This window comes from Streptomyces aurantiacus, from assembly GCF_027107535.1.
GTDB lineage: Bacteria > Actinomycetota > Actinomycetes > Streptomycetales > Streptomycetaceae > Streptomyces.
This window is the reverse complement of sequence record NZ_CP114283.1, coordinates 2,783,610-2,802,566: the sequence shown is the minus strand read 5'-3', so window position 1 is coordinate 2,802,566 and position 18,957 is coordinate 2,783,610. Positions and strand designations below refer to the sequence as shown.

The window sequence follows — 18,957 nt, the reverse complement described above, 5'->3', positions numbered from 1 at the left end:
CCGCGCTGCGGCGAGGAGGCCTCGTCAGGCTAGTACGGGACGGCCGCCCTCAGGGGCGCGTGCCCCCGGGGACGCGGGAAACCGCGCGACCGGTCCTCGCCGGCCCGTGCTTCGTGTGCAGATCACCGGCGGAGCGCCTACGCCGAGTCCCTCTTCGCGGCGATCTTCGACGACAGCGCGAAGATGTCGATGAACCCCTGCGCCCTGGACTGGTCGAACGTGTCGCCCGAGTCGTAGGTCGCGAGGTTGAAGTCGTAGAGCGACTCGTCGGACCGCCGGCCGGTGACGACGGCGCGGCCGCCGTGCAGGGTCATGCGGATGTCGCCGGACACGTGCTGGTTGGCCTCGTCGATGAAACCGTCCAGAGCGCGCTTGAGTGGGGAGAACCACAGGCCGTCGTAGACCAGTTCGCCCCAGCGCTGCTCGACCTGCCGCTTGTAGCGGGCGAGTTCACGCTCGACGGTGACGTTCTCCAGCTCCTGGTGGGCCGTGATCAGCGCGAGGGCGCCGGGGGCCTCGTACACCTCCCGGGACTTGATGCCCACGAGGCGGTCCTCGACCATGTCGATCCGGCCGATGCCCTGGGCGCCCGCGCGTTCGTTGAGCTGCTGGACGGCCTGGAGGACGCTGACGGGCCTGCCGTCGACGGCGACGGGGACGCCCTGCTCGAAGGTGATGACCACCTCGTCGGGCTCGCGCGGCAGCGACGGGTCGCGCGTGTACTCGTAGACGTCCTCGGTCGGCGCGTTCCAGATGTCCTCCAGGAAGCCGGTCTCGACGGCTCGTCCGAAGACGTTCTGGTCGATGGAGTACGGCGACTTCCTGGTGGTGGCGATCGGCAGGCCCTTCTCCTCGCAGAAGGCGATCGCCTTGTCGCGGGTCATCGCGTAGTCGCGGACCGGGGCGATGCACTTCAGGTCGGGGCCGAGCGCCTGGATGCCGGCCTCGAACCGCACCTGGTCGTTGCCCTTGCCGGTGCAGCCGTGGGCGACGACGCCCGCGCCGTGCTTGTGGGCGGCGGTCACGAGGTGCTTGACGATCGTGGGCCGCGACAGGGCGGAGACCAGCGGATAGCGGTCCATGTAGAGGGCGTTGGCCTTGATCGCCGGGAGGCAGTACTCGTCGGCGAACTCGTCCTTGGCGTCCGCGACCTCGGCCTCGACGGCGCCGCAGGCGAGCGCGCGCTCACGGATGACGTCCAGGTCCTCGCCGCCCTGGCCGACGTCGACCGCCACGGCGATGACCTCGGCGCCCGTCTCCTCGGCGATCCAGCCGATGGCGACTGAGGTGTCCAGACCGCCCGAGTAGGCGAGTACGACGCGCTCGGTCACGGGGTTCTCCTCACGGTGCACAGGCTGACATGCATGAGTATGCAGAGGTCTGTATGATTCGTCAATCTGGAGGGTGCGGAGAAGTATTTCGAAATCCGCTTGAACGCGGGAAACCGCTTTCGCGTACATCACTCCGAACGCTGGCGCCGCGTTTGTAAACCCACTCCTGACCCAAGTGAGGCATCCCCATGTCCAGGGCTCTTCCGAAGTACAACAAGCGCCGCGTGGCGATCATCGGCGGCGCTGCCGCGGTGGCGTTGTCCGGAGCAGTGATCGCAGGCTCCGCCCTCGCCGGGGAGACGTCCAAGAGCAACAACGGCCAGGCCGCCAGAACGAAGGCGTCGCCCGGCACGGTGAGCTGCCCGGCCGTCGCGCCGAGCCTGCCCGCGATCCCCGCCTCCGCGAAGGCCGAGGTCGACCGCAACCTCGCCCTCCTCAACACCCAGATCGCCGAAGCCAACAAGCGCCTCGTCGACACCGTCGGCCAGGGCGGCCCCAACTTCGCCCAGAACGCCATCGTCGGCCCCCTCAAGGACAAGCGCGTCGCGACCATCAACCGGATCGCCACCGCCATCGGCCGCACCGCGGCCAAGCCCCAGGGCCTCGACTCCCTCGCCCCCTGCACGCTGAACGCGGGCGCGGCGGCCGGAGGCGGCGCCGCGGCGCCGAGCGCGGCCCCCACCCAGCAGGCGGGCGGCAACAACGGGAACGCGGGCAACGGCGGCAATGCGGGCAACGCCGGCAACACGAACGCGGCCGGCACGGTGAGCTGCCCGGCCGTCGCGCCGAGCCTGCCCGCGATCCCCGCCTCCGCGAAGGCCGAGGTCGACCGCAACCTCGCCCTCCTCAACACCCAGATCGCCGAAGCCAACAAGCGCCTCGTCGACACCGTCGGCCAGGGCGGCCCCAACTTCGCCCAGAACGCCATCGTCGGCCCCCTCAAGGACAAGCGCGTCGCGACCATCAACCGGATCGCCACCGCCATCGGCCGCACCGCGGCCAAGCCCCAGGGCCTCGACTCCCTCGCCCCCTGCACGCTGAACAAGTAACCGACGTCCCCCCACGGGCGCCCCGCACGCCGGCCGGGGCGGCTCCGGGGCCCGTAGGCCACCAGGCCCACGGGCCCCGGGGATCTCCGGGCACCGGCAAGGATCCCCGCCCCAGCGGCGGGCGGCTCAATTACTTAGACAGGCGAACGAGTTTTCGCCCATAATCACCGGCATGGGAAAGACGTATCACCGCATAGACGGCCGCCTGCGTACGTTCATCGAGGCGCAGCCCCTCTTCTTCACCGCGACCGCGCCCCTGTCGGGCGACGGCACGGTCAACCTCTCCCCCAAGGGCCTCACCGGTTCGTTCGTGGTGCTGGACGAACTCACCGTCGCCTACCTGGACTTCGCCGGCAGCAACGCCGAGACGATCGCCCACCTGCGGGAGAACGGCCGCATCACGCTGATGTGGTGCGCCTCCAGGGCCCGCCCACCATCGTCCGCGTGCACGGCCGGGGCGAGCCGGTCTTCCGCGACGACCCTCGCTTCCCCGGACTCCTCTCGCGCTTCCCGGACATCGACCCGGCCCCGCACGGACTGCGGGCGATCATCGTCGTGACGGCCGAACTCGTCCGCGACACCTGCGGATACGCGGTGCCCACCATGTCGTACGACGAGGACCGCGACCTGCACGCCAGGCGCTTCGGGCGGGAGGACGACGCCTCGCTGGACGCGTACTTCCAGAAGAAGGAGCACGTGGGGACGAGCCTGGACGGCCTACCCGGGCTGCCGCTCCCCCTGCCGCCCAGTAGCGTCTGAGCATGCGCCTCGGAGCCGTCGTCCTCGCGTCCGTCTCCCTCCTCGTCCTGGCGGCCGCCCCGGCTCCCCCCGGCCGGTCCCCGCTGCCCGAGCGGATGGCGGACACGGGCGGCGGCAGCCAGCTCGTCACCGCGCGGGCCTCCCGGACCTCCTCGACGACCGGCACGGTCACCTGGTGGAGCCGCCGTGACGGACGCTGGGTGAAGGCCGGCTCGGCGCCCGCGCGCTTCGGCGCCCGGGGACTCGTCGAGGGCGGCTCCCGCGAGCAGGGCACGAACACCACCCCCACCGGCCTCTACGACCTGCCGTACGCCTTCGGCATCGAGCGCGCGCCCGCGGGGACCACCACGCCGTACCGCCGTGTGCGGCAGGCCTCCTGGTGGTGCCAGGACAACGCGTCCCGCTCCTACAACCGCTGGACCGAACCGAGGCCGGCCGACTGCCGCGCCGCCGAGTCCGAGCACCTGATCTCGTACCGGACCCAGTACGCCCACGCGCTCGTCATCGGCTTCAACTACGCGCGGCCGGTGCGGGGGCGGGGCGCGGGGATCTTCCTGCACGTCAACGGCCCTGGGGCGACCGCCGGTTGTGTGTCCGTGTCCAAGGACGCGATGCGCCGCGTCCTGGACTGGGCCGAGCCCGAGCAAAAGCCGCACATCGCCATCGGGACCGACAGCGGGCCGACCTCGATCACCCGTTACTGACCTGCGCGCGGCCCCGGCGGGGAGCTTCGCGCCACCGCGGTGTTACCGCGAGTCGCACCAGTTCACGGCTTGCCCTCCGGGCCGTTGAACACACGGCCGCCCCGGGACGTACCAGTGGGCCAAGGGGCCACTCCCCTTCCCAGCGTCCCACACGGAGGAACTGTGAGCACGATCGCCGGCGGCCGCGCGGCGCGGCGTCAGACGATGCGCCGCATTCGCCCTCGCCGCTCCCCCGCCATCCCGCTGCTGATCGCCGTATGGGCGGGCGCGGCCGGAGTGGTCTGGCTGTGGTGGAGCAACACCCCGGCCATCGCGGACGACAAGGGCCGGATCCTGAACGCGGGCCGCATCACGGGTCTGCTCGCCGGGTACCTGATGGCCCTCGTCGTCCTGCAGATGGCCCGGGTGCCCGCGCTGGAACGCCGGGTCGGGTCGGACCGGGTCGCCCGCTGGCACGCCATGAGCGGCCGCTACACGCTCTGCCTCACCCTCGCCCACATCGGACTGACGATGTACGGCTACGCCCTCCAGGCGAACACGGGGGTCGTGGCGCAGACCGTCGACTCGGTCACCACCCTGCCCGACATGGGCAAGGCGGCCATCGGCACGGGTCTGCTGCTGTTCATCGGCCTGATCTCCGTGGGCGGACTGCGCAAGCGGATCCCGTACGACACCTGGTACCACATCCACCTGCTCACGTACGCGGCCGTGTACCTGTCGTTCTGGCACCAGCTGTCCACCGGCAACGACTTCGCCGTCGAGCCGGCCGCGACCACGGCCTGGTACGCGCTGTACGGCACGGTGACCGCGCTGGTGGTGTGGTACCGGGTCATCACACCGATCCGCCTCAACCTGCGGCACCAGATGCGGGTCGAGGAGGTCGTCGAGGAGGCGCCCGGCATCGTCTCCGTGCTGATCAGCGGGAAGCGGCTGCACCGAATCGGTGCCGAGCCCGGGCAGTTCTTCCGCTGGCGGTTCATGGCGCCGGGCATGCGGCTCAGCTCGCACCCGTACTCGCTGTCGGCGGCACCCCGGCCCGGTCTGCTCAGGATCACCGTCAAGGCGCTCGGCGACCACAGCACCGCGCTGAAGGGGCTGAAGCGGGGCACGCGGGTGTGGGCCGAGGGCCCGTACGGGGCACTGACCGCGTCCCGGCGCAGCCGGGGCAAGGTACTGCTGATGGCCGGCGGTGTGGGCATCACCCCCATGCGGGCGCTGTTCGAGACGCTGCCCGCGGAGCGCGGCGACCTCACCCTGCTGTACCGGGCCAACAGCACCCAGGACCTGGCGCTGTGGGACGAGTTGTCGGCCATCGCCGACGAGCGCGGTGCCCGGCTGATGTACGCGGTGAACAGCCCCGACGGGGAGCGCCCGGACATCAATCCCGAGACGCTGCGCCGCAAGCTGCCCGACATCGACGAGCACGACGTGTTCCTGTGCGGGCCGCCCGGCTTCGCCGAGGGCGCGTACACCGCACTGCGCGGCGCGGGCGTGCCGGCCCGCCGCATCCACCACGAGTCCTTCGAGTTGTGAGGAACGGGAGTCCGGACCGATGAAGAAGAGCCATCCCCTGCGACGAGTCGTGCTGGCCGGTGCCGCCACGGTGTCCGGGATCGTCCTGCTGCTGACACTGAAGCCCTCGTCCGACCCGGCGGCCGCGTCCGCCGACGGCGCGCCACAGCAGCAGCAGTCGGTCGCCCCGCAAGGGTCCGGAGGTGTGCAGGCCGCGGGCGGCGCCCAGGTCCAGACCCTCACCGGTGACGTCGTCAAGACCGAGTACGGCAACGTCCAGGTACGGGTCACCGTGGCCGGCGGCAAGGTCACCTCGGCGGCTGCCGTGCAGTCGCCCACCGGCGGGCGCAGCACCGAGATCAGCACCAACGCGGTGCCGAAGCTGAACCAGGCCGCGGTCGCGACCGGCACCGCCGACATCGACGCCGTCTCCGGAGCCACCTACACCAGCGGAGGCTACAAGAAGTCCCTGCAGTCGGCCCTCGACCAGGCGGGCGCCGCGGCGCCCGGCGGCGGCTCGGCCGACGCGAGCGGTGCGAACGGCGGCAGCGGATCGGAGGGCGGTTCGGCCGACGCGGACGCGGGTGCGGGGGCGGGCGCCGCCCAGGCGCAGACCCTCACCGGTACGGCCGTCACGACCGACTACGGTCCCGTGCAGGTCCGGATCACCGTGACCGGCGGCAAGATCACCAAGGCCGAGGCGGTCCAGTCGCCCAGCGGCGGGCGCAGCAGCCAGATCAGCGGCGACGCGGTACCGAAGCTGAACCAGGCCGCGGTCGCGACCGGCACCGCCGACATCGACGCCGTCTCCGGAGCCACCTACACCAGCGGCGGCTACAAGGAGTCCCTGCAGTCGGCCCTGGATCAGGCCGGTGGCTGACCCGGCCGAACCGGCCGAGGCACCCGCGGAGTTGCGTCACGCGGAGGAGGTGATGGGCACGGTCTTCTCCTTCGACGTGCGGGGCGGTGAACCCGGGGCCGTACGAGCCGCGCTGGACGAGGCCGTCGCCCAACTCCACGTGGTGGACGAGGTGTTCAGCACCTACCGCGAGGACAGTCAGATCTCCCGGCTGGCGCGTGGCCGACTGACCGTCGAGGAGTGCGATCCGGAGGTCGCCGAGGTGCTCGAACTGTGCGCCGAGGCCGAGCGGTTGAGCGACGGCTGGTTCAGCACGAAGTACGCGGGCGTCATCGACCCGACCGGCATCGTGAAGGGCTGGTCCGTCGAACGGGCGGCCCAGCGGATCTTCGCGGCCGGGGCGAGCGGGGTGAGCGTGAACGGCGGCGGCGACGTGCAGATGTACGGCGTGCCGGGACCGCACCGGCCCTGGCGGGTCGGCGTGTCGGACCCGTTGCGCCCGGGCGGTCTGGCCGCCGTGGTCTCCGCGGCGGGTCTCGACCGGCTGGCCGTGGCCACGTCGGGCTCCGCCGAGCGCGGCACGCACATCGTGGATCCGCGCACGGGCCGCTCCGCGGTCACCGACCTGGTCGCGGTGACGGTCGTCGGCCCCCGCATCATCTGGGCGGACGCCTGGGCGACGGCGGCCTTCGCGATGGGCTCCCGGCAGGCGCTCGCCTGGCTGGAGTCCCTGCCGGACATCGAGGCGCTGCTCATCACCGCGGGCGACGAGGTCAGATGCACGGGGGGTCTGGCCGACCGGCTGGGCTGACCGGCCCGGGGTGTGTCCCGATTCGGGTGGCCGGGCGGGTGCGGGTGCGTCGTGGCTGGCCGCGCAGTTCCCCGCGCCCCTGAAGAACGGGGCTGCGCCCCGGTTCCTCACCCTCACGCACCCGCGGCGAACGTGCCCCGCCGGCCCCTCAGTGGTGGCTCTGGGCCAGCCGCAGCAGGTGGTCCGCCAGCGCCTGCCCCCCGGAGGGATCCCGGCTGATCAGCATCAACGTGTCGTCACCCGCGATCGTCCCGAGGATGTCCTGCAACTCGGCCTGGTCGATGGCCGAGGCGAGAAACTGCGCGGCCCCGGGCGGGGTCCGCAGGACCACGAGATTCGCGGACGCCTCCGCGGAGATCAGCAGCTCCGCGGACAGCCGCCGCATCCGCTCCTCCTTCGCCGACTCCCCCAGCGGGGCGCGGGGGGTCCGGAAACCGCCCTCGCTCGGTACCGCGTAGATGAGGTCGCCGTCGTTGTTGCGGATCTTCACCGCGTTCAGCTCGTCCAGGTCCCGGGAGAGCGTCGCCTGCGTGACGTTCAGTCCGTCGTCGGCGAGCAGTTTCGCCAACTGGCTCTGGGAGCGCACCGGTTGCCGGTTGAGGATGTCCACGATCCGGCGGTGGCGTGCGGTACGGGTCTGCGGGACGGCAGGTCCCGCGTGGTCGTGATCCTGCGCCTGGCTCATCGTCGTCTCATTCCCCGGTTCGTCCGTCCCCGTTGGTCACCGCGTCGAGAACGCCGGGCAGGGCCCGGAGGAACGCGTCCACCTCGTCCTCGCCGATGTTCAGCGGCGGCATCAGCCGTACGACATCGGGGGCGGGCGCGTTCACCAGGAGGCCGGCGTCCTGAGCCGCCTGCTGCACGCGGGGCGCCAGCGGCTCGGTGAGCACGATACCCAGGAGGAGGCCCGAGCCCCGGACATGGTCGATCAGCGGGTGGTCGAGGGACTCGATTCCGTCCCGCAGCTTCTCGCCGGCCCGCTTCACGTTCTCCAGCAGGCCCTCGGTCCCGATCGTGTCGAGGACGGCGAGGCCCGCGGCGCACGCCACCGGGTTGCCGCCGAACGTCGTGCCGTGGTGACCGGGCTGCAGGAGCTGGGCGGCGCGGCCGAAGGCGACGGTCGCGCCGAGCGGCAGGCCTCCGCCGAGGCCCTTGGCCAGGGTGACGACGTCCGGCAGGACGCCTTCGTGTGCCTGGTACTCGAACCAGTGCCCGGTGCGGCCGACCCCGGTCTGCACCTCGTCCAGGACGAGGAGGCTGCCGGTGGCGGCGGTGATGGCACGGGCCGCCTTCAGATAGCCGGCGGGCGGCACGACCACGCCGTTCTCGCCCTGGATCGGCTCGATGACGACCAGCGCGGTGTCCTCGGTGACGGCGGCGGCCAGCGCCTGCGGGTCCCCGTACGGCACGTGGGTGACGTCTCCCGGCAGCGGCAGGAACGGCTCGCGCTTGCCCGGCTGGCCGGTGAGTGCCAGCGCGCCCATGGTCCGGCCGTGGAAGCCGCCGTCGGTCGCCACCATGTGGGTGCGGCCGGTCAGCCGGCCGATCTTGAAGGCGCCCTCGTTGGCCTCGGCCCCCGAGTTGCAGAAGTAGACGCGGCCCTCCCGCCCGAAGAGCTGGAGCAGCCGCTCGGCGAGCGTGACGGGCGGCTCGGCGACGAAGAGGTTGGAGACATGGCCGAGCGAGGCGATCTGCCGGCTCACCGCCTCGACGATCGCCGGGTGGGCGTGGCCGAGCGCGTTCACCGCGATCCCGCCGACGAAGTCGAGGTACTCGGTGCCGTCGGCGTCCCACAGCCGGGTGCCGGCGCCGCGGACGAGGGGCAACCGGGGGGTGCCGTAGTTGTCCATGAGCGCGCCCTGCCAGCGCTGGGTGAGCTCTTCGTTGGCGGTCATGCGTCCCCCTCCGCATCGGGCACGACCATCGTGCCGATGCCCTCGTCGGTGAAGATCTCCAGCAGGATCGAGTGCTGGACCCGGCCGTCGATCACCCGGGCGGTGTTCACGCCGTTGCGGACGGCGTGCAGACAGCCCTGCATCTTCGGCACCATGCCGCTGGCCAGCTCGGGCAGCAGCTTCTCCAGCTCCCTCGCGGTGAGCCGGCTGATGACCTCGTCGGAGTTCGGCCAGTCCTCGTAGAGGCCCTCGACGTCGGTGAGGACCATCAGTGTTTCGGCGCCCAGCGCCGCAGCGAGTGCCGCAGCCGCCGTATCAGCATTGACGTTGTAGACATGTCCGTCGTCCTGGCTACGGGCGATCGACGAGACGACCGGGATCCGGCCGTCGGCGAGCAGTGCCTCGATCGCGCCCGTGTCGATCGCGGTGATCTCGCCCACCCGCCCGATGTCGACCAACTCCCCGTCGATCTCGGGCTGGTGCCTGGTGGCTGTGATGGTGTGCGCGTCCTCGCCGGTGAGTCCCACGGCGAGCGGTCCGTGCTGGTTGAGCAGCCCGACCAGTTCGCGCTGGACCTGTCCGGCGAGCACCATGCGTACGACGTCCATGGCGTCCTCGGTGGTGACCCTGAGGCCCGCCTTGAACTCGCTGACGATGCCGTGCCGGTCCAGGGCGGCGCTGATCTGCGGTCCGCCGCCGTGCACGACGACGGGCTTGAGCCCGGCCTGGCGCAGGAACACGACGTCCTGCGCGAACGCGGCTTTCAGGTCCTCGTCGATCATGGCGTTGCCGCCGAACTTGATGACGACCGTCTTCCCGTTGTGCCGGGTCAGCCAGGGCAATGCCTCGATGAGGATCTGGGCCTTGGGCAGTGCGGTGTGTTTACGCGTGGTGCTCATGACGAGTAGGCGCTGTTCTCGTGGACGTAGTCCGCGGTGAGGTCGTTGGTCCAGATGGTGGCGGTCTCGGTGCCCGCGGCGAGGTCGGCGACGATGTGGACCTCCCGGTAGCGCATGTCGACCTTGTCGCGGTCCTCGCCGACGGAGCCGTTCTTGCACACCCAGACGCCGTTGATCGCGACGTTCAGGAGGTCGGGCTCGAAGGCGGCGGACGTCGTGCCGATCGCGGACAGCACCCGGCCCCAGTTGGGGTCCTCGCCGTGGATCGCACACTTGAGGAGGTTGTTGCGGGCGATGGAACGGCCGACCTCGACGGCGTCGTCCTCGCTCGCCGCGTTCACGACCTCGACCTTGATGTCCTTGCCGGCGCCCTCGGCGTCCCGGATCAGCTGCTGTCCGAGGTCGTCGCAGACGGACCGTACCGCCTCGGCGAACTCCGCGTACTCCGGGGTGACTCCCGAGGCGCCGGAGGCGAGCAGCAGGACGGTGTCGTTCGTCGACATGCAGCCGTCGGAGTCGACCCGGTCGAAGGTGACCTTCGTCGCCGCCCGCAGTGCCCTGTCCAGTACGCCGCTGTCGACGTCGGCGTCCGTGGTGAGGACGACCAGCATCGTGGCGAGGCCGGGGGCGAGCATGCCCGCGCCCTTGGCCATGCCGCCCACGGTCCAGCCGGCCCCCGAGGCGACCGAGGTCTTGTGGACGGTGTCGGTGGTCTTGATGGCGATGGCGGCCTTCTCGCCGCCGTGCTCGGAGAGTTGGGCGGCCGCCTGCTCGACTCCCGGCAGGAGCTTGTCCATCGGGAGCAGCAGGCCGATGAGCCCGGTCGACGCGACGGCCACTTCGCCGGCGTTCTGCCCGAGGACCTCGGCGACCTTCTCAGCGGTGGCGTGCGTGTCCTGGAAGCCCTTGGGGCCCGTACAGGCGTTGGCGCCACCGGAGTTGAGGATCACGGCGGAGACCTGACCGCCCTTCAGCACCTGCTCGGACCAGAGCACCGGGGCAGCCTTCACGCGGTTGGAGGTGAAAACGCCCGCCGCGGCCAGTCGGGGCCCGTTGTTGACCACGAGGGCCAGGTCGGGGTTGCCGTTCTCCTTGATGCCTGCTGCGATGCCCGAGGCGGTGAACCCCTTGGCGGCGGTGACGCTCACGGTGCGACTCCGATCGTGGAAAGGCCGGTGGCCTCGTCGAGCCCGAGGGCGATGTTCATGCTCTGGACGGCACCGCCCGCGGTGCCCTTGGTGAGGTTGTCGATGGCGCTGATCGCGATGATGCGGCCCGCGGCCTCGTCGTACGCGACCTGCACCTGAACGGCGTTGGAACCGTTGACGGACGCGGTCGCCGGCCACTGGCCCTCGGGCAGCAGGTGCACGAACGGTTCGTCGGCGTAGGCCTTCTCGTACGCGGCCCGGACGGACTCCGCGGTGACGCCGGGCCGCGCCTTGGCGCTGCACGTGGCGAGGATGCCGCGGGGCATCGGGGCGAGGGTCGGCGTGAAGGACACGGTGACGGGCCCGCCCGCGGCCGCTCCGAGGTTCTGGATCATCTCGGGGGTGTGCCGGTGGCCACCGCCGACCCCGTACGGGGACATGGACCCCATGACCTCGCTGCCGAGCAGATGCGCCTTGGGGGCCTTGCCCGCGCCGGACGTGCCGGACGCGGCGACGACGACGGCCTCGTTCTCCGCGAGGCCCGCCGAGTACGCCGGGACGAGCGCCAGCGAGGCGGCCGTCGGATAGCAACCGGGCACCGCGACACGCTTGGACCCCTCCAGCGCGGCGCGGGCACCCGGCAGTTCGGGGAGGCCGTAGGGCCAGGTCCCGGCGTGCGCCGAGCCGTAGAACTTCTCCCAGTCGGCCGCGTCCTTCAGCCGGAAGTCGGCGCCCATGTCGATGACCAGGACGTCCGGGCCGAGCTGCTCGGCGACGGCGGCGGACTGCCCGTGGGGCAGGGCCAGGAAGACGACCTCGTGCCCCGCGAGGACCTCGGCCGTGGTCTCCTGGAGTACGCGGTCGGCCAGCGGCAGCAGATGCGGCTGCAGGGCGCCGAGCCGCTGCCCCGCGTTGGAGTTGCCGGTCAGGGCGCCGATCTCGATCTCGGGGTGCACCAGAAGCAGACGCAGCAGTTCCCCGCCCGCGTACCCACTCGCTCCGGCCACTGCCGCACGTACCGCCATGGAACCCTCCTCTTGGATGGCATGACTATACGTTCCGCTGCAGATCTATGCAATCCTGCCTCGCGGAAGGGCGGGTCGGGTCCCTGGACGTCTTCTTCTCTACCCGCCCCCGGTGCGGGATCATGCAGGTGGGCCGCGACCGGGTCCACGGGGCGGAGACGGGGGTGGGGCGGATGGGGTCGCCGGAGCCGAGGGAGCGGTGGCGCTTCTCTACGGGCCACGGGGGTATGTCGAGGCCGGCCGTGTCGGACGGCGTCGTGCACGTCAGCAGCGGGCCGAAGCTGTACGCGCTGGACGCGCTCACCGGGCAGCAGCGGTGGAGCTTCGTCACCGGTCATGACCGGATCAGTCCGCGGGCCCCGGTGGTGGCCGGCTCGGTGGTCCACTTCGGCAGCGACGACGCGACGGGTTCCGTGTACGCGCTGGACGCGCTCACGGGGCGGCAGCTCTGGAAGGCCGCCACCGGTGCGCCCGTGAGCGCGCGGGCCGCCGTGACCGACGGGGTGGTGCACATCGGCGACGGGAACGGCCTGCGGGCCCTCGACGCCACCACCGGGGAGCAGCGATGGGAGCTGACCGGCGGCGAGGTGCTCGGATGCCCGACCGTGGCCGACGGCGTGGTGTACGCGCACGTGGGCGGGGAGCGCGACAACAGAGGTCTCCATGCCGTGGACGCGGCCACCGGGGAGAGGCGCTGGCGGTTCACGACCGGCCACGAGTGGAACGAGGCGTCGGCGCCGGCGGTGTCCGGGGAGACCGTCTTCCTCAGCAGCGGAAGCAGCCTGTACGCGGTCGGCGCCCGCGACGGCCGGCGGCTGTGGGAGTACCGCACCGGTCACTACGCGACCGCCTCCCCCGCGGTCGCCGACGGCCTGGTGTACTGCGGCAGCTGGGACCACCACCTCTACGCGGTGGACGCCGTGACCGGTGAGCCGCGGTGGCGGGTGCGCGCCGACGGGGCCGTGGCGTCCTCGGCGGCGGTGGCCGACGGGCTGGTCCACTTCGGCTCGTGGGATCACCACCTGTACTCCGTGGACGCGGCCACCGGCGCGCCGCACGGGAAGTTCGCGGCCGGTGACCGGGTGGGCTCACCCACGGTCGTGGACGGCACGGTCTACGTCGGCACCCTCAAGGGCCACCTGCATGCCCTGCGTTCCCTGGCCACCGGGCCGGGGGACGCCGTGAACTGAGCGTCCGGCGCCCGGAGTTGCGCCGGCCCCGGCGACGCGGGCACCTTGCCGCGCCACCGGTCCGGGCGTCCTGCCCGCGGCCGTGACGCTCGGGGCGTCAGTCGGCGACCATCCGGTTCCCGCGCCACCCCGAGCGGTCCATGGCCCGTTCGCGCTGGCGTCGTACGACGTAGCGGCCGGGCGCGATGCCGGTGCCGCCGTGTTCGGGGTGGATGAGGTAGGCGACGGCCGTGGTCTCGAGGGCGCCGAGCGCCAGCCCCACGGGATCGCGGACGTCGGTGGTGAACCGGCAGGTGCCGGGGTCGGCGACGAGGGTGTGCGGGTTTCCTCCGGCGGCGCTGCGGAGGAGCTCGACGCCCTCGGCGGGGACGTCCTGCCAGCGGGTGGACGAGAAGGCCGGGTCCAGGTCCACGCTGTGCGCGAGGAACGCGTACGGGACGACGATCAGGTCGCCCTGGGCCTGGAGCCCGTCCACGACGGGGATGGTGACCTGGCGTTCCAGGTGGCCGAGGACGTCGAGGCCGGTGCGGTCGGCGAGGTCGGCGAGGGTCATGGTCGTCTGCATGTGTGTCACCTCTGGTGGTGAGAAGGGCCGGGAGGGTCGAGGGCCGGGAGGGTTTCGGGAACGGGTCAGGTCCGGCGGACGAGCTGGGCGTACTGCTCGCCCGACAGGCCGTACGACCAGCCCGCGGCCGCCACCGGATCGTCGAAGTGGGAGGGCACGCTCAGGCCGTAGCGGCGGTGGCTGCCGTCGGGCTCGACCGAGCCGTTGACGACGAGCAGGAGGCGCGCCGGGCGTCCCCACAGCTCTCTGGGAACGTCGTAGAGGTGCAGGTCCGAGCCCGTGTTGCCGGGGTCGGCGGCGGTGGCGACGTGCCGGAGGGCGGCCTGCTCGATGTAGGCGCCCCAGCCGATCCGTTCGATGGCGCTGCGCCGGACCTCCACGTTCCGCTCGGCGTGGATGCGGTCGGCCGTGGGGGCGTTGACCACCCAGGCCGGGACCCGGGTGCCGTGCAGGGCGTGCGCCGCGGTGCCGTCCCCGTACCGGACGGCCGGGCCGTCGTCGCGGTGCAGCCTCAGCTCGCCGTGGAAGGCGTTCGGGAGGGGTTCGGTGTGCACCTCGGTGGTGCGCTCGGCCATGACGCAGACGCCTTCGCCGGGCCACCACCAGCCGGTGGACCGGGCGAGTTCGGCCCAGTGGTCGAGGTGGGTGTGGTCCGCGGGCCGGTAGGCGGCCAGGCCGACGCGTTCGTGGACGTCGTAGTGGGCGATCCAGTGGGCGTCGTGCTGGCCGTACCAGGTCACGCCGTCCGTGCCGCCGGTCGTGGGCAGGAACTCCGTCCGCAGCAGGGCTCGGACGCAGTCGTGCAGGGTCGCGTGCAGCGCGTCGTGGACGACGCCTTCGACCACACTGCTCACCGGCACCCCCGAGGCCAGGGCGTCCTCGGTGCGCACCGCCATCGGTGTCCTGCGGCCCCTCCACGCCGACCGGCGCCCCGTGCGGTGGTCCATGCGCCGGCGCAGGTACATCACCTGCGACGCCAGGCGTGCCGCCACGGGCCAGTCGTCCGGCCGTCGGGGCAAGGAGTCGCCGGCCATGCGAACCGGAGGGAAGGAGAGGGGGTCGTCCAGGACGATCGACAGCCCCGCCCACGGCGACCGCACCCACACGAACTCGGGCGCGGGGCTGCCGATCAGGCGGTACAGGGCGGTGACGGCCGCCTCGGCCCGGGGTCTGTCGGCCGGGCGGGTGGACAGGCCGTGCGTGAGCCATTCCTGCGCCAGAAGACGCGCCGACGCCACGCGCTCTTCGGGGGATGCGGGCTGAGGGAGGGTGCGGCGCGCGGGGTGCGCGCCTCGGGGTGATCCCTGCGTGGGACCGGAGACCGCGCTCACCGGACGGGGGCGGTGTCCGCCTTTCGACTCATCATGCGAGGGATCGTGACAGCGGGGACGGAGGTTCCGCAAGGAGTTTTCGCACGGGCCGCTCCGAAGTGCGGGCGGCGCGGGCCCGTTCCTTCCGGGAGCCCGCGCCGCCCGCCGGGTCAGCCCTTCTTGATGCGCAGGAACGTCACCGAGTTCGCCGGGAAGGTGTACGTGAACTTCTTCGCCACTCCCGAGAACGTGGACGTCACCGGCGCGACGGCCGTGGCCGTCTCGGTGTTCACGGCGTCGGGCGCCGCGGCGAGCGTCGTCACCTCGGCCTTCGGCCGGACCTTCGCGCCACCGAGGTCGATCGCCGTACGGGCGTCCTCCGCCTGGGCGTTGACCACCTTGACGATGAGGTCACCGGTCTTCTTGTCCTTCGTGACCACCTGCCGGAACGGCTCGGCCGGCTTGTCGTCGGTGAAGCTGCCCCACTCCTCGCCGTCGAGGTAGAGGGACACCTGCCGTCCGCGGACCTTGATGTCGATGTCGTAGGCGCGGCCCGTCTCGATCGACCCGGCCTTGGTGACGAGCGTCGACTTGCCGCCGTCCACGGCCTGTTCGACGGCGGACTGGGTGTTGTTCCAGCCGCCCAGGTTCCACCAGTAGTAGTTGCCGGTGTCCTTGACGCCGAAGGCGACGAGGAAGCCCTCCTTGCCGGACTTCTTGGTGGCCTTCACGTGCACGTCGTAGTCGTGCCAGGCCGGATCGCCCGCGGAGACCATGGTGTTCTCGGCGGCCGTGTCGCTCTGCACGTACTGCCCGTCCTGGACGCTCCAGCTGCCGCCGCCCGTGTGGGTCCACTTCGAGGCGTCACCCGAGAAGTCGTCGCCGAACAGTGCGGTACCGTCCGCGCCGGTCACCAACACGTCGTCGTACGCGGCGCTCGTCGCCCAGGTCGACAGGCCGACCGCGCCCGTGATGGGCCCGCTGAGCGACGGCGTGCCGGTCGCCTTCGACGGTACGACCCTGTCGCCGACGTTGCGCATGAAGAGCTTCTGGACCTCGTAGTTGGCCGAGTTCCAGGAGGCGTGGTTGTTGAACCAGATCAGGTCCGGGCGCCACTGCACGTAGTCCTCGTTGGCGAGCAGCGGGGCGTACGAGGCGAGCTTCACGATGTCGGCGTTGCGCTCCAGGCCGGTCATGAACGCGGCTTCGGAGAGGGCGTTCTTGAAGGTGTTGCCCTGCGAGGCGTACTCGCCGAGGAAGACCTTGGGTCCCTTCCTGTCGTACGAGTCGTAGCGGTCGTTGTTCTGCAGGAACCAGGCCGGGCTGTTGTAGTAGTGCTCGTCGACCATGTCGACGTTCTCTTCCCGGTTGAGCTTCCAGGCCGTGTCGAACGTCGAACCGCTGTCGTCCGGGCCGGAGTTGGAGATGACGGTGATGTCGGGGTATTTCGCCTCGATGGCCGCCCGGAACTGCTTGAAGCGGTCGATGTACTCGTTCGGCAGGTTCTCCTCGTTGCCGACCGCGAGATGGGTGAGGCGGAAGGGCTTCGGGTGGCCCGCCTTCGCCCGCTTCCTGCCCCATTCGCTGGTCACCGGGCCGTTGGCGTACTCGATGAGGTCCAGGGTGTCCTGGATGTGCCGCTCGAGCAGCTCGTCGTCGTCGGTGGCGCGGTTCTGGCCGCAGCCGGTGACGAGGGCGGGCACGACGGGCAGCGGCATGGCGCCGATGTCCTCGGAGAACTGGAAGTACTCGTGGTAGCCGAGGCCGTAACTCTGGTTGTATCCCCAGAAGTTGGCGTTCGTCGCGCGCTGCTCGACGGGACCGATGGTGTCCTTCCACTGGTACGAGCGCTGACGCTCCCAGCCGGACGCCTCGTCGTACCCCTCCATGCTGCCGGTGTTGACCAGGCAGCCGCCCGGGAAGCGGACGAAGGCGGGATCCAGGGCGGCGATCTTCTGCGCGAGGTCCTTGCGCAGGCCGTGGCCCCTGTACGTGTCACGGGGCATGAGCGAGATCATGTCGAGCGCGGCCGGACCGCCCGCGGCCACCGCGAGGCGGCCGGTGGCGCTGGTGCGGGACGCGGTGAGGCGTGCCGTGTACTTGGCCCAGCCGCCGCGGGCGGTGACGCGCCGGGCCTGGGCGAGCTCGCCGTCGGCGTCCCGCAGGGTCACCGTGAGGGCGGACGCACCCTCCGCGCGGGCCCACACCGAGAAGTCGTAGACCTTGCCCTTCTCGACCGGAATCCCGGTGTTGTAGCCGGAGTTGGTGACGGACGAGCCGCCGTCCAGGGCGAGGTAGGTGCGGTTGCGGTCGCCCAGGCGGCCTTCGTCGTCCGCGGTCTTCGCGGTGCCAGTGGTCACCCACGAGGTGAGCGGCGTGTACGAGCGGTTGTCGGCCGTGGAGTACTCGAAGGACCGGTTCTGCACGAGCTCCGCGTACAGCCCGCCGTCCGCGGCCCGGTTGATGTCCTCGAAGAAGACGCCGTACATCGTGTCGTCGATCGTCGCGCCCGGGGCCTTCGGGTCGACGGTGATCGCGTAGTCGGTCGCGTCCTCGGCGGCGGCGTTCACCGGGGCCGGGACGAGGAAGGAGGCGGCCAGCAGGGCGGTGGCCGTGAGGGTCAGTCTCCGGCGAGTGCGGGTGCGGGCATGGGACATGGATCCTCCGCGGCTCCGAGAGGTAAACAGAATGTTCGATATACCGGACAGTGATCAATACTTCGAACGGCAAGATAGGTAGGAGCCAGGAGTGCGTCAATGGGTTGGACAGGAGAGGCCGGGGAGGCGGAAGGGATGGCCGAATTCTGGCCGGTAAGCGATGCGTTGGCGTATCTGGCCGGCACCTGGCGCGTGGAGCGTTCGGTGCGGGATCTCGCGAGCGGGGCTTCGGGCACCTTCGGCGGGACCACGGTGTTCGAGCCGCCGGACGACGGCGGGGCCGGGCTCCTTCACCGCGAGTCCGGCACCTTCGTGTGGCAGGGCGTGGCGCGGCCCGCCGAGCGCACCCTGCGGTTCCTGCCGGGCGACGGGGCCGGCCGGGCCGACGTGCGGTTCGCCGACGGCCGCCCCTTCCACGGGCTGGACCTGAGCTCCGGGCGGCACCTCACCGACCATCCGTGCGCGGCGGACCTGTACCGGGGCGAGTTCACCGTGCACGGCGCGGACCGATGGCGGACGGTGTGGCGGGTGGGCGGACCCGCCAAGCAGCTGCTGCTCACGACGGACTACACGCGGGACAGAGTCAGCGTCCGGCCCGCCGCGGAGCGGGGCGGCGCGCCGCCCCCGGTACGGGAGGACTACACGCGCTCGGACTGAGCGTCGAACCGGAGGTTCCAGCGCCCGGCCCGGCCGGTGAGCGTGGCCGTCGACAGCGGACGGACGTCGAGGTTCCAGTACGTCGACGGATAGGACTTCAGGGCGTGGACGAGCGCCGCGCGTACGACGGCGGGCTCGGCCACGGCGACGATCCGGCCGCCGTCGTCGGCGGGACGGGTGTCGAGCCAGCCGCCCACGCGCTGCACGAACGCCGCCAGCGGCTCGCCTCCGTGGGCAGCGGAGTACGGGTCGGCCAGCCAGGCGTCGACGGCCTCGGGTTCGCGGGCCATCGCCTCGCCGAGGGTCATCCCGCGCCAGCGGCCCATGTCGCAGTCCCGCAGAGCGGGCTGGACCAGCGGCGCGAGGCCCAGAGCGTCGCCGGTGGCCCGGCTGCGCGGCGTCGGCGAGCAGTACCGCAGCTCGGCCGCCGCCAACGGCACGAGGACGTGGGCGACGCGCTGCACCTCGCCCCAGCCCGCCTGGTCCAGTGGCCGGTCGTCGTCGAAGCGCTCGGCGAGCAACGAGGAACCGCGGGCGGCGGCGATCAGCGTGACCCGAACATGCATGCGGCGATGGTGAGGGCCGG

Annotated in this window: 17 protein-coding genes and 1 pseudogene; 8 read left to right on the top strand and 10 right to left on the bottom strand. The window is 71.7% G+C overall.

Annotated features, from left to right (window positions below; translation table 11 throughout):
- Positions 1 to 137: 137 nt before the first annotated feature.
- Positions 138 to 1,331, bottom strand: coding sequence for an argininosuccinate synthase (locus O1Q96_RS14090; protein WP_269248497.1), 1,194 nt, complete (start codon positions 1,329 to 1,331; stop codon positions 138 to 140).
- Between the two features lie 188 nt (positions 1,332 to 1,519).
- Here O1Q96_RS14090 and O1Q96_RS14085 point away from each other — a divergent pair, with 188 nt between their 5' ends.
- The 6 genes and pseudogenes from O1Q96_RS14085 to O1Q96_RS14060 all read left to right on the top strand — a co-directional run bounded on the left by O1Q96_RS14085 (position 1,520) and on the right by O1Q96_RS14060 (position 7,025).
- Complete coding sequence (locus tag O1Q96_RS14085) at positions 1,520 to 2,380, top strand: hypothetical protein (RefSeq protein WP_269248496.1); 861 nt, start codon at positions 1,520 to 1,522, stop codon at positions 2,378 to 2,380.
- A gap of 172 nt (positions 2,381 to 2,552) precedes the next feature.
- Positions 2,553 to 3,139: pseudogene (locus O1Q96_RS14080) on the top strand (pyridoxamine 5'-phosphate oxidase family protein).
- Between the two features lie 2 nt (positions 3,140 to 3,141).
- Positions 3,142 to 3,843 (top strand): L,D-transpeptidase family protein, encoded by a 702-nt coding sequence (locus O1Q96_RS14075; protein ID WP_269248495.1) that lies wholly within the window; start codon positions 3,142 to 3,144, stop codon positions 3,841 to 3,843.
- Positions 3,844 to 4,047: 204 nt separating this feature from the next.
- Positions 4,048 to 5,376, top strand: coding sequence for a ferredoxin reductase family protein (locus tag O1Q96_RS14070; RefSeq protein WP_269253594.1), 1,329 nt, complete (start codon positions 4,048 to 4,050; stop codon positions 5,374 to 5,376).
- Positions 5,377 to 5,395: 19 nt separating this feature from the next.
- Entirely contained in the window at positions 5,396 to 6,235 is an 840-nt protein-coding gene (locus O1Q96_RS14065; RefSeq protein WP_269248494.1) for an FMN-binding protein, read from the top strand.
- A 52-nt stretch (positions 6,236 to 6,287) separates the two neighbouring features.
- The gene (locus tag O1Q96_RS14060; RefSeq protein WP_419587047.1) at positions 6,288 to 7,025 is read left to right on the top strand and encodes an FAD:protein FMN transferase; all 738 of its coding nucleotides are present in this window, start codon (positions 6,288 to 6,290) and stop codon (positions 7,023 to 7,025) included.
- Between the two features lie 148 nt (positions 7,026 to 7,173).
- Here O1Q96_RS14060 and O1Q96_RS14055 read toward each other — a convergent pair whose 3' ends face one another.
- The 5 genes from O1Q96_RS14055 to argC are packed head-to-tail and all read right to left on the bottom strand — an operon-like array spanning position 7,174 to position 11,992.
- Entirely contained in the window at positions 7,174 to 7,710 is a 537-nt protein-coding gene (locus O1Q96_RS14055; RefSeq protein WP_217454892.1) for an arginine repressor, read from the bottom strand.
- A 7-nt stretch (positions 7,711 to 7,717) separates the two neighbouring features.
- Positions 7,718 to 8,920, bottom strand: a complete 1,203-nt coding sequence (locus O1Q96_RS14050) for an acetylornithine transaminase (protein ID WP_269248492.1) — start codon at positions 8,918 to 8,920, stop codon at positions 7,718 to 7,720.
- A complete protein-coding gene (gene argB / locus O1Q96_RS14045) occupies positions 8,917 to 9,819 on the bottom strand; it encodes an acetylglutamate kinase (protein ID WP_217454894.1) in 903 nt (300 codons plus the stop codon). Before argB ends, O1Q96_RS14050 begins: the two co-directional genes overlap by 4 nt.
- On the bottom strand, positions 9,816 to 10,967 hold the full coding sequence (gene argJ / locus O1Q96_RS14040; RefSeq protein ID WP_269248491.1) for a bifunctional glutamate N-acetyltransferase/amino-acid acetyltransferase ArgJ: 1,152 nt from the start codon (positions 10,965 to 10,967) through the stop codon (positions 9,816 to 9,818). Before argJ ends, argB begins: the two co-directional genes overlap by 4 nt.
- A complete protein-coding gene (argC, locus tag O1Q96_RS14035) occupies positions 10,964 to 11,992 on the bottom strand; it encodes an N-acetyl-gamma-glutamyl-phosphate reductase (protein ID WP_269248490.1) in 1,029 nt (342 codons plus the stop codon). Before argC ends, argJ begins: the two co-directional genes overlap by 4 nt.
- Positions 11,993 to 12,039: 47 nt before the next feature.
- Here argC and O1Q96_RS14030 point away from each other — a divergent pair, with 47 nt between their 5' ends.
- Positions 12,040 to 13,182 carry an outer membrane protein assembly factor BamB family protein gene (locus O1Q96_RS14030; protein ID WP_331276040.1) on the top strand — a complete coding sequence of 381 codons (1,143 nt, stop codon included), beginning with the start codon at positions 12,040 to 12,042 and terminating at the stop codon, positions 13,180 to 13,182.
- Positions 13,183 to 13,279: 97 nt separating this feature from the next.
- Here O1Q96_RS14030 and O1Q96_RS14025 read toward each other — a convergent pair whose 3' ends face one another.
- From O1Q96_RS14025 to O1Q96_RS14015, 3 genes are all read right to left on the bottom strand, one after another.
- Positions 13,280 to 13,747 carry a hypothetical protein gene (locus O1Q96_RS14025; protein ID WP_269248488.1) on the bottom strand — a complete coding sequence of 156 codons (468 nt, stop codon included), beginning with the start codon at positions 13,745 to 13,747 and terminating at the stop codon, positions 13,280 to 13,282.
- 65 nt (positions 13,748 to 13,812) lie between these two features.
- A complete protein-coding gene (locus tag O1Q96_RS14020) occupies positions 13,813 to 14,985 on the bottom strand; it encodes a DUF6745 domain-containing protein (RefSeq protein ID WP_269248487.1) in 1,173 nt (390 codons plus the stop codon).
- A 242-nt stretch (positions 14,986 to 15,227) separates the two neighbouring features.
- Complete coding sequence (locus O1Q96_RS14015) at positions 15,228 to 17,714, bottom strand: alpha-L-arabinofuranosidase C-terminal domain-containing protein (RefSeq protein WP_269248486.1); 2,487 nt, start codon at positions 17,712 to 17,714, stop codon at positions 15,228 to 15,230.
- A gap of 135 nt (positions 17,715 to 17,849) precedes the next feature.
- On the opposite strand from O1Q96_RS14015, the gene O1Q96_RS14010 reads away from it, so the two are divergent.
- Complete coding sequence (locus tag O1Q96_RS14010; RefSeq protein ID WP_269248485.1) at positions 17,850 to 18,371, top strand: DUF6314 family protein; 522 nt, start codon at positions 17,850 to 17,852, stop codon at positions 18,369 to 18,371.
- Here the strand turns inward: O1Q96_RS14010 and O1Q96_RS14005 are convergent.
- The gene (locus O1Q96_RS14005) at positions 18,353 to 18,937 is read right to left on the bottom strand and encodes a histidine phosphatase family protein (protein WP_269248484.1); all 585 of its coding nucleotides are present in this window, start codon (positions 18,935 to 18,937) and stop codon (positions 18,353 to 18,355) included. The genes O1Q96_RS14010 and O1Q96_RS14005 overlap by 19 nt on opposite strands.
- Between the last annotated feature and the right edge of the window lie 20 nt (positions 18,938 to 18,957).

Bases quoted from the DNA above. Each gene is read 5' to 3' on its own strand.
- O1Q96_RS14060 (WP_419587047.1), top strand. From the start codon at position 6,288: ATGGGCACGGTCTTCTCCTTCGACGTGCGGGGCGGTGAACCCGGGGCC.
- O1Q96_RS14075 (WP_269248495.1), top strand. From the start codon at position 3,142: ATGCGCCTCGGAGCCGTCGTCCTCGCGTCCGTCTCCCTCCTCGTCCTG.
- O1Q96_RS14015 (WP_269248486.1), bottom strand. From the start codon at position 17,714: ATGTCCCATGCCCGCACCCGCACTCGCCGGAGACTGACCCTCACGGCC.
- O1Q96_RS14085 (WP_269248496.1), top strand. From the start codon at position 1,520: ATGTCCAGGGCTCTTCCGAAGTACAACAAGCGCCGCGTGGCGATCATC.
- O1Q96_RS14070 (WP_269253594.1), top strand. From the start codon at position 4,048: ATGCGCCGCATTCGCCCTCGCCGCTCCCCCGCCATCCCGCTGCTGATC.
- O1Q96_RS14005 (WP_269248484.1), bottom strand. From the start codon at position 18,937: ATGCATGTTCGGGTCACGCTGATCGCCGCCGCCCGCGGTTCCTCGTTG.
- O1Q96_RS14065 (WP_269248494.1), top strand. From the start codon at position 5,396: ATGAAGAAGAGCCATCCCCTGCGACGAGTCGTGCTGGCCGGTGCCGCC.
- O1Q96_RS14010 (WP_269248485.1), top strand. From the start codon at position 17,850: ATGGCCGAATTCTGGCCGGTAAGCGATGCGTTGGCGTATCTGGCCGGC.
- O1Q96_RS14050 (WP_269248492.1), bottom strand. From the start codon at position 8,920: ATGACCGCCAACGAAGAGCTCACCCAGCGCTGGCAGGGCGCGCTCATG.
- argC (WP_269248490.1), bottom strand. From the start codon at position 11,992: ATGGCGGTACGTGCGGCAGTGGCCGGAGCGAGTGGGTACGCGGGCGGG.
- O1Q96_RS14025 (WP_269248488.1), bottom strand. From the start codon at position 13,747: ATGCAGACGACCATGACCCTCGCCGACCTCGCCGACCGCACCGGCCTC.
- argB (WP_217454894.1), bottom strand. From the start codon at position 9,819: ATGAGCACCACGCGTAAACACACCGCACTGCCCAAGGCCCAGATCCTC.
- O1Q96_RS14055 (WP_217454892.1), bottom strand. From the start codon at position 7,710: ATGAGCCAGGCGCAGGATCACGACCACGCGGGACCTGCCGTCCCGCAG.
- O1Q96_RS14030 (WP_331276040.1), top strand. From the start codon at position 12,040: ATGCAATCCTGCCTCGCGGAAGGGCGGGTCGGGTCCCTGGACGTCTTC.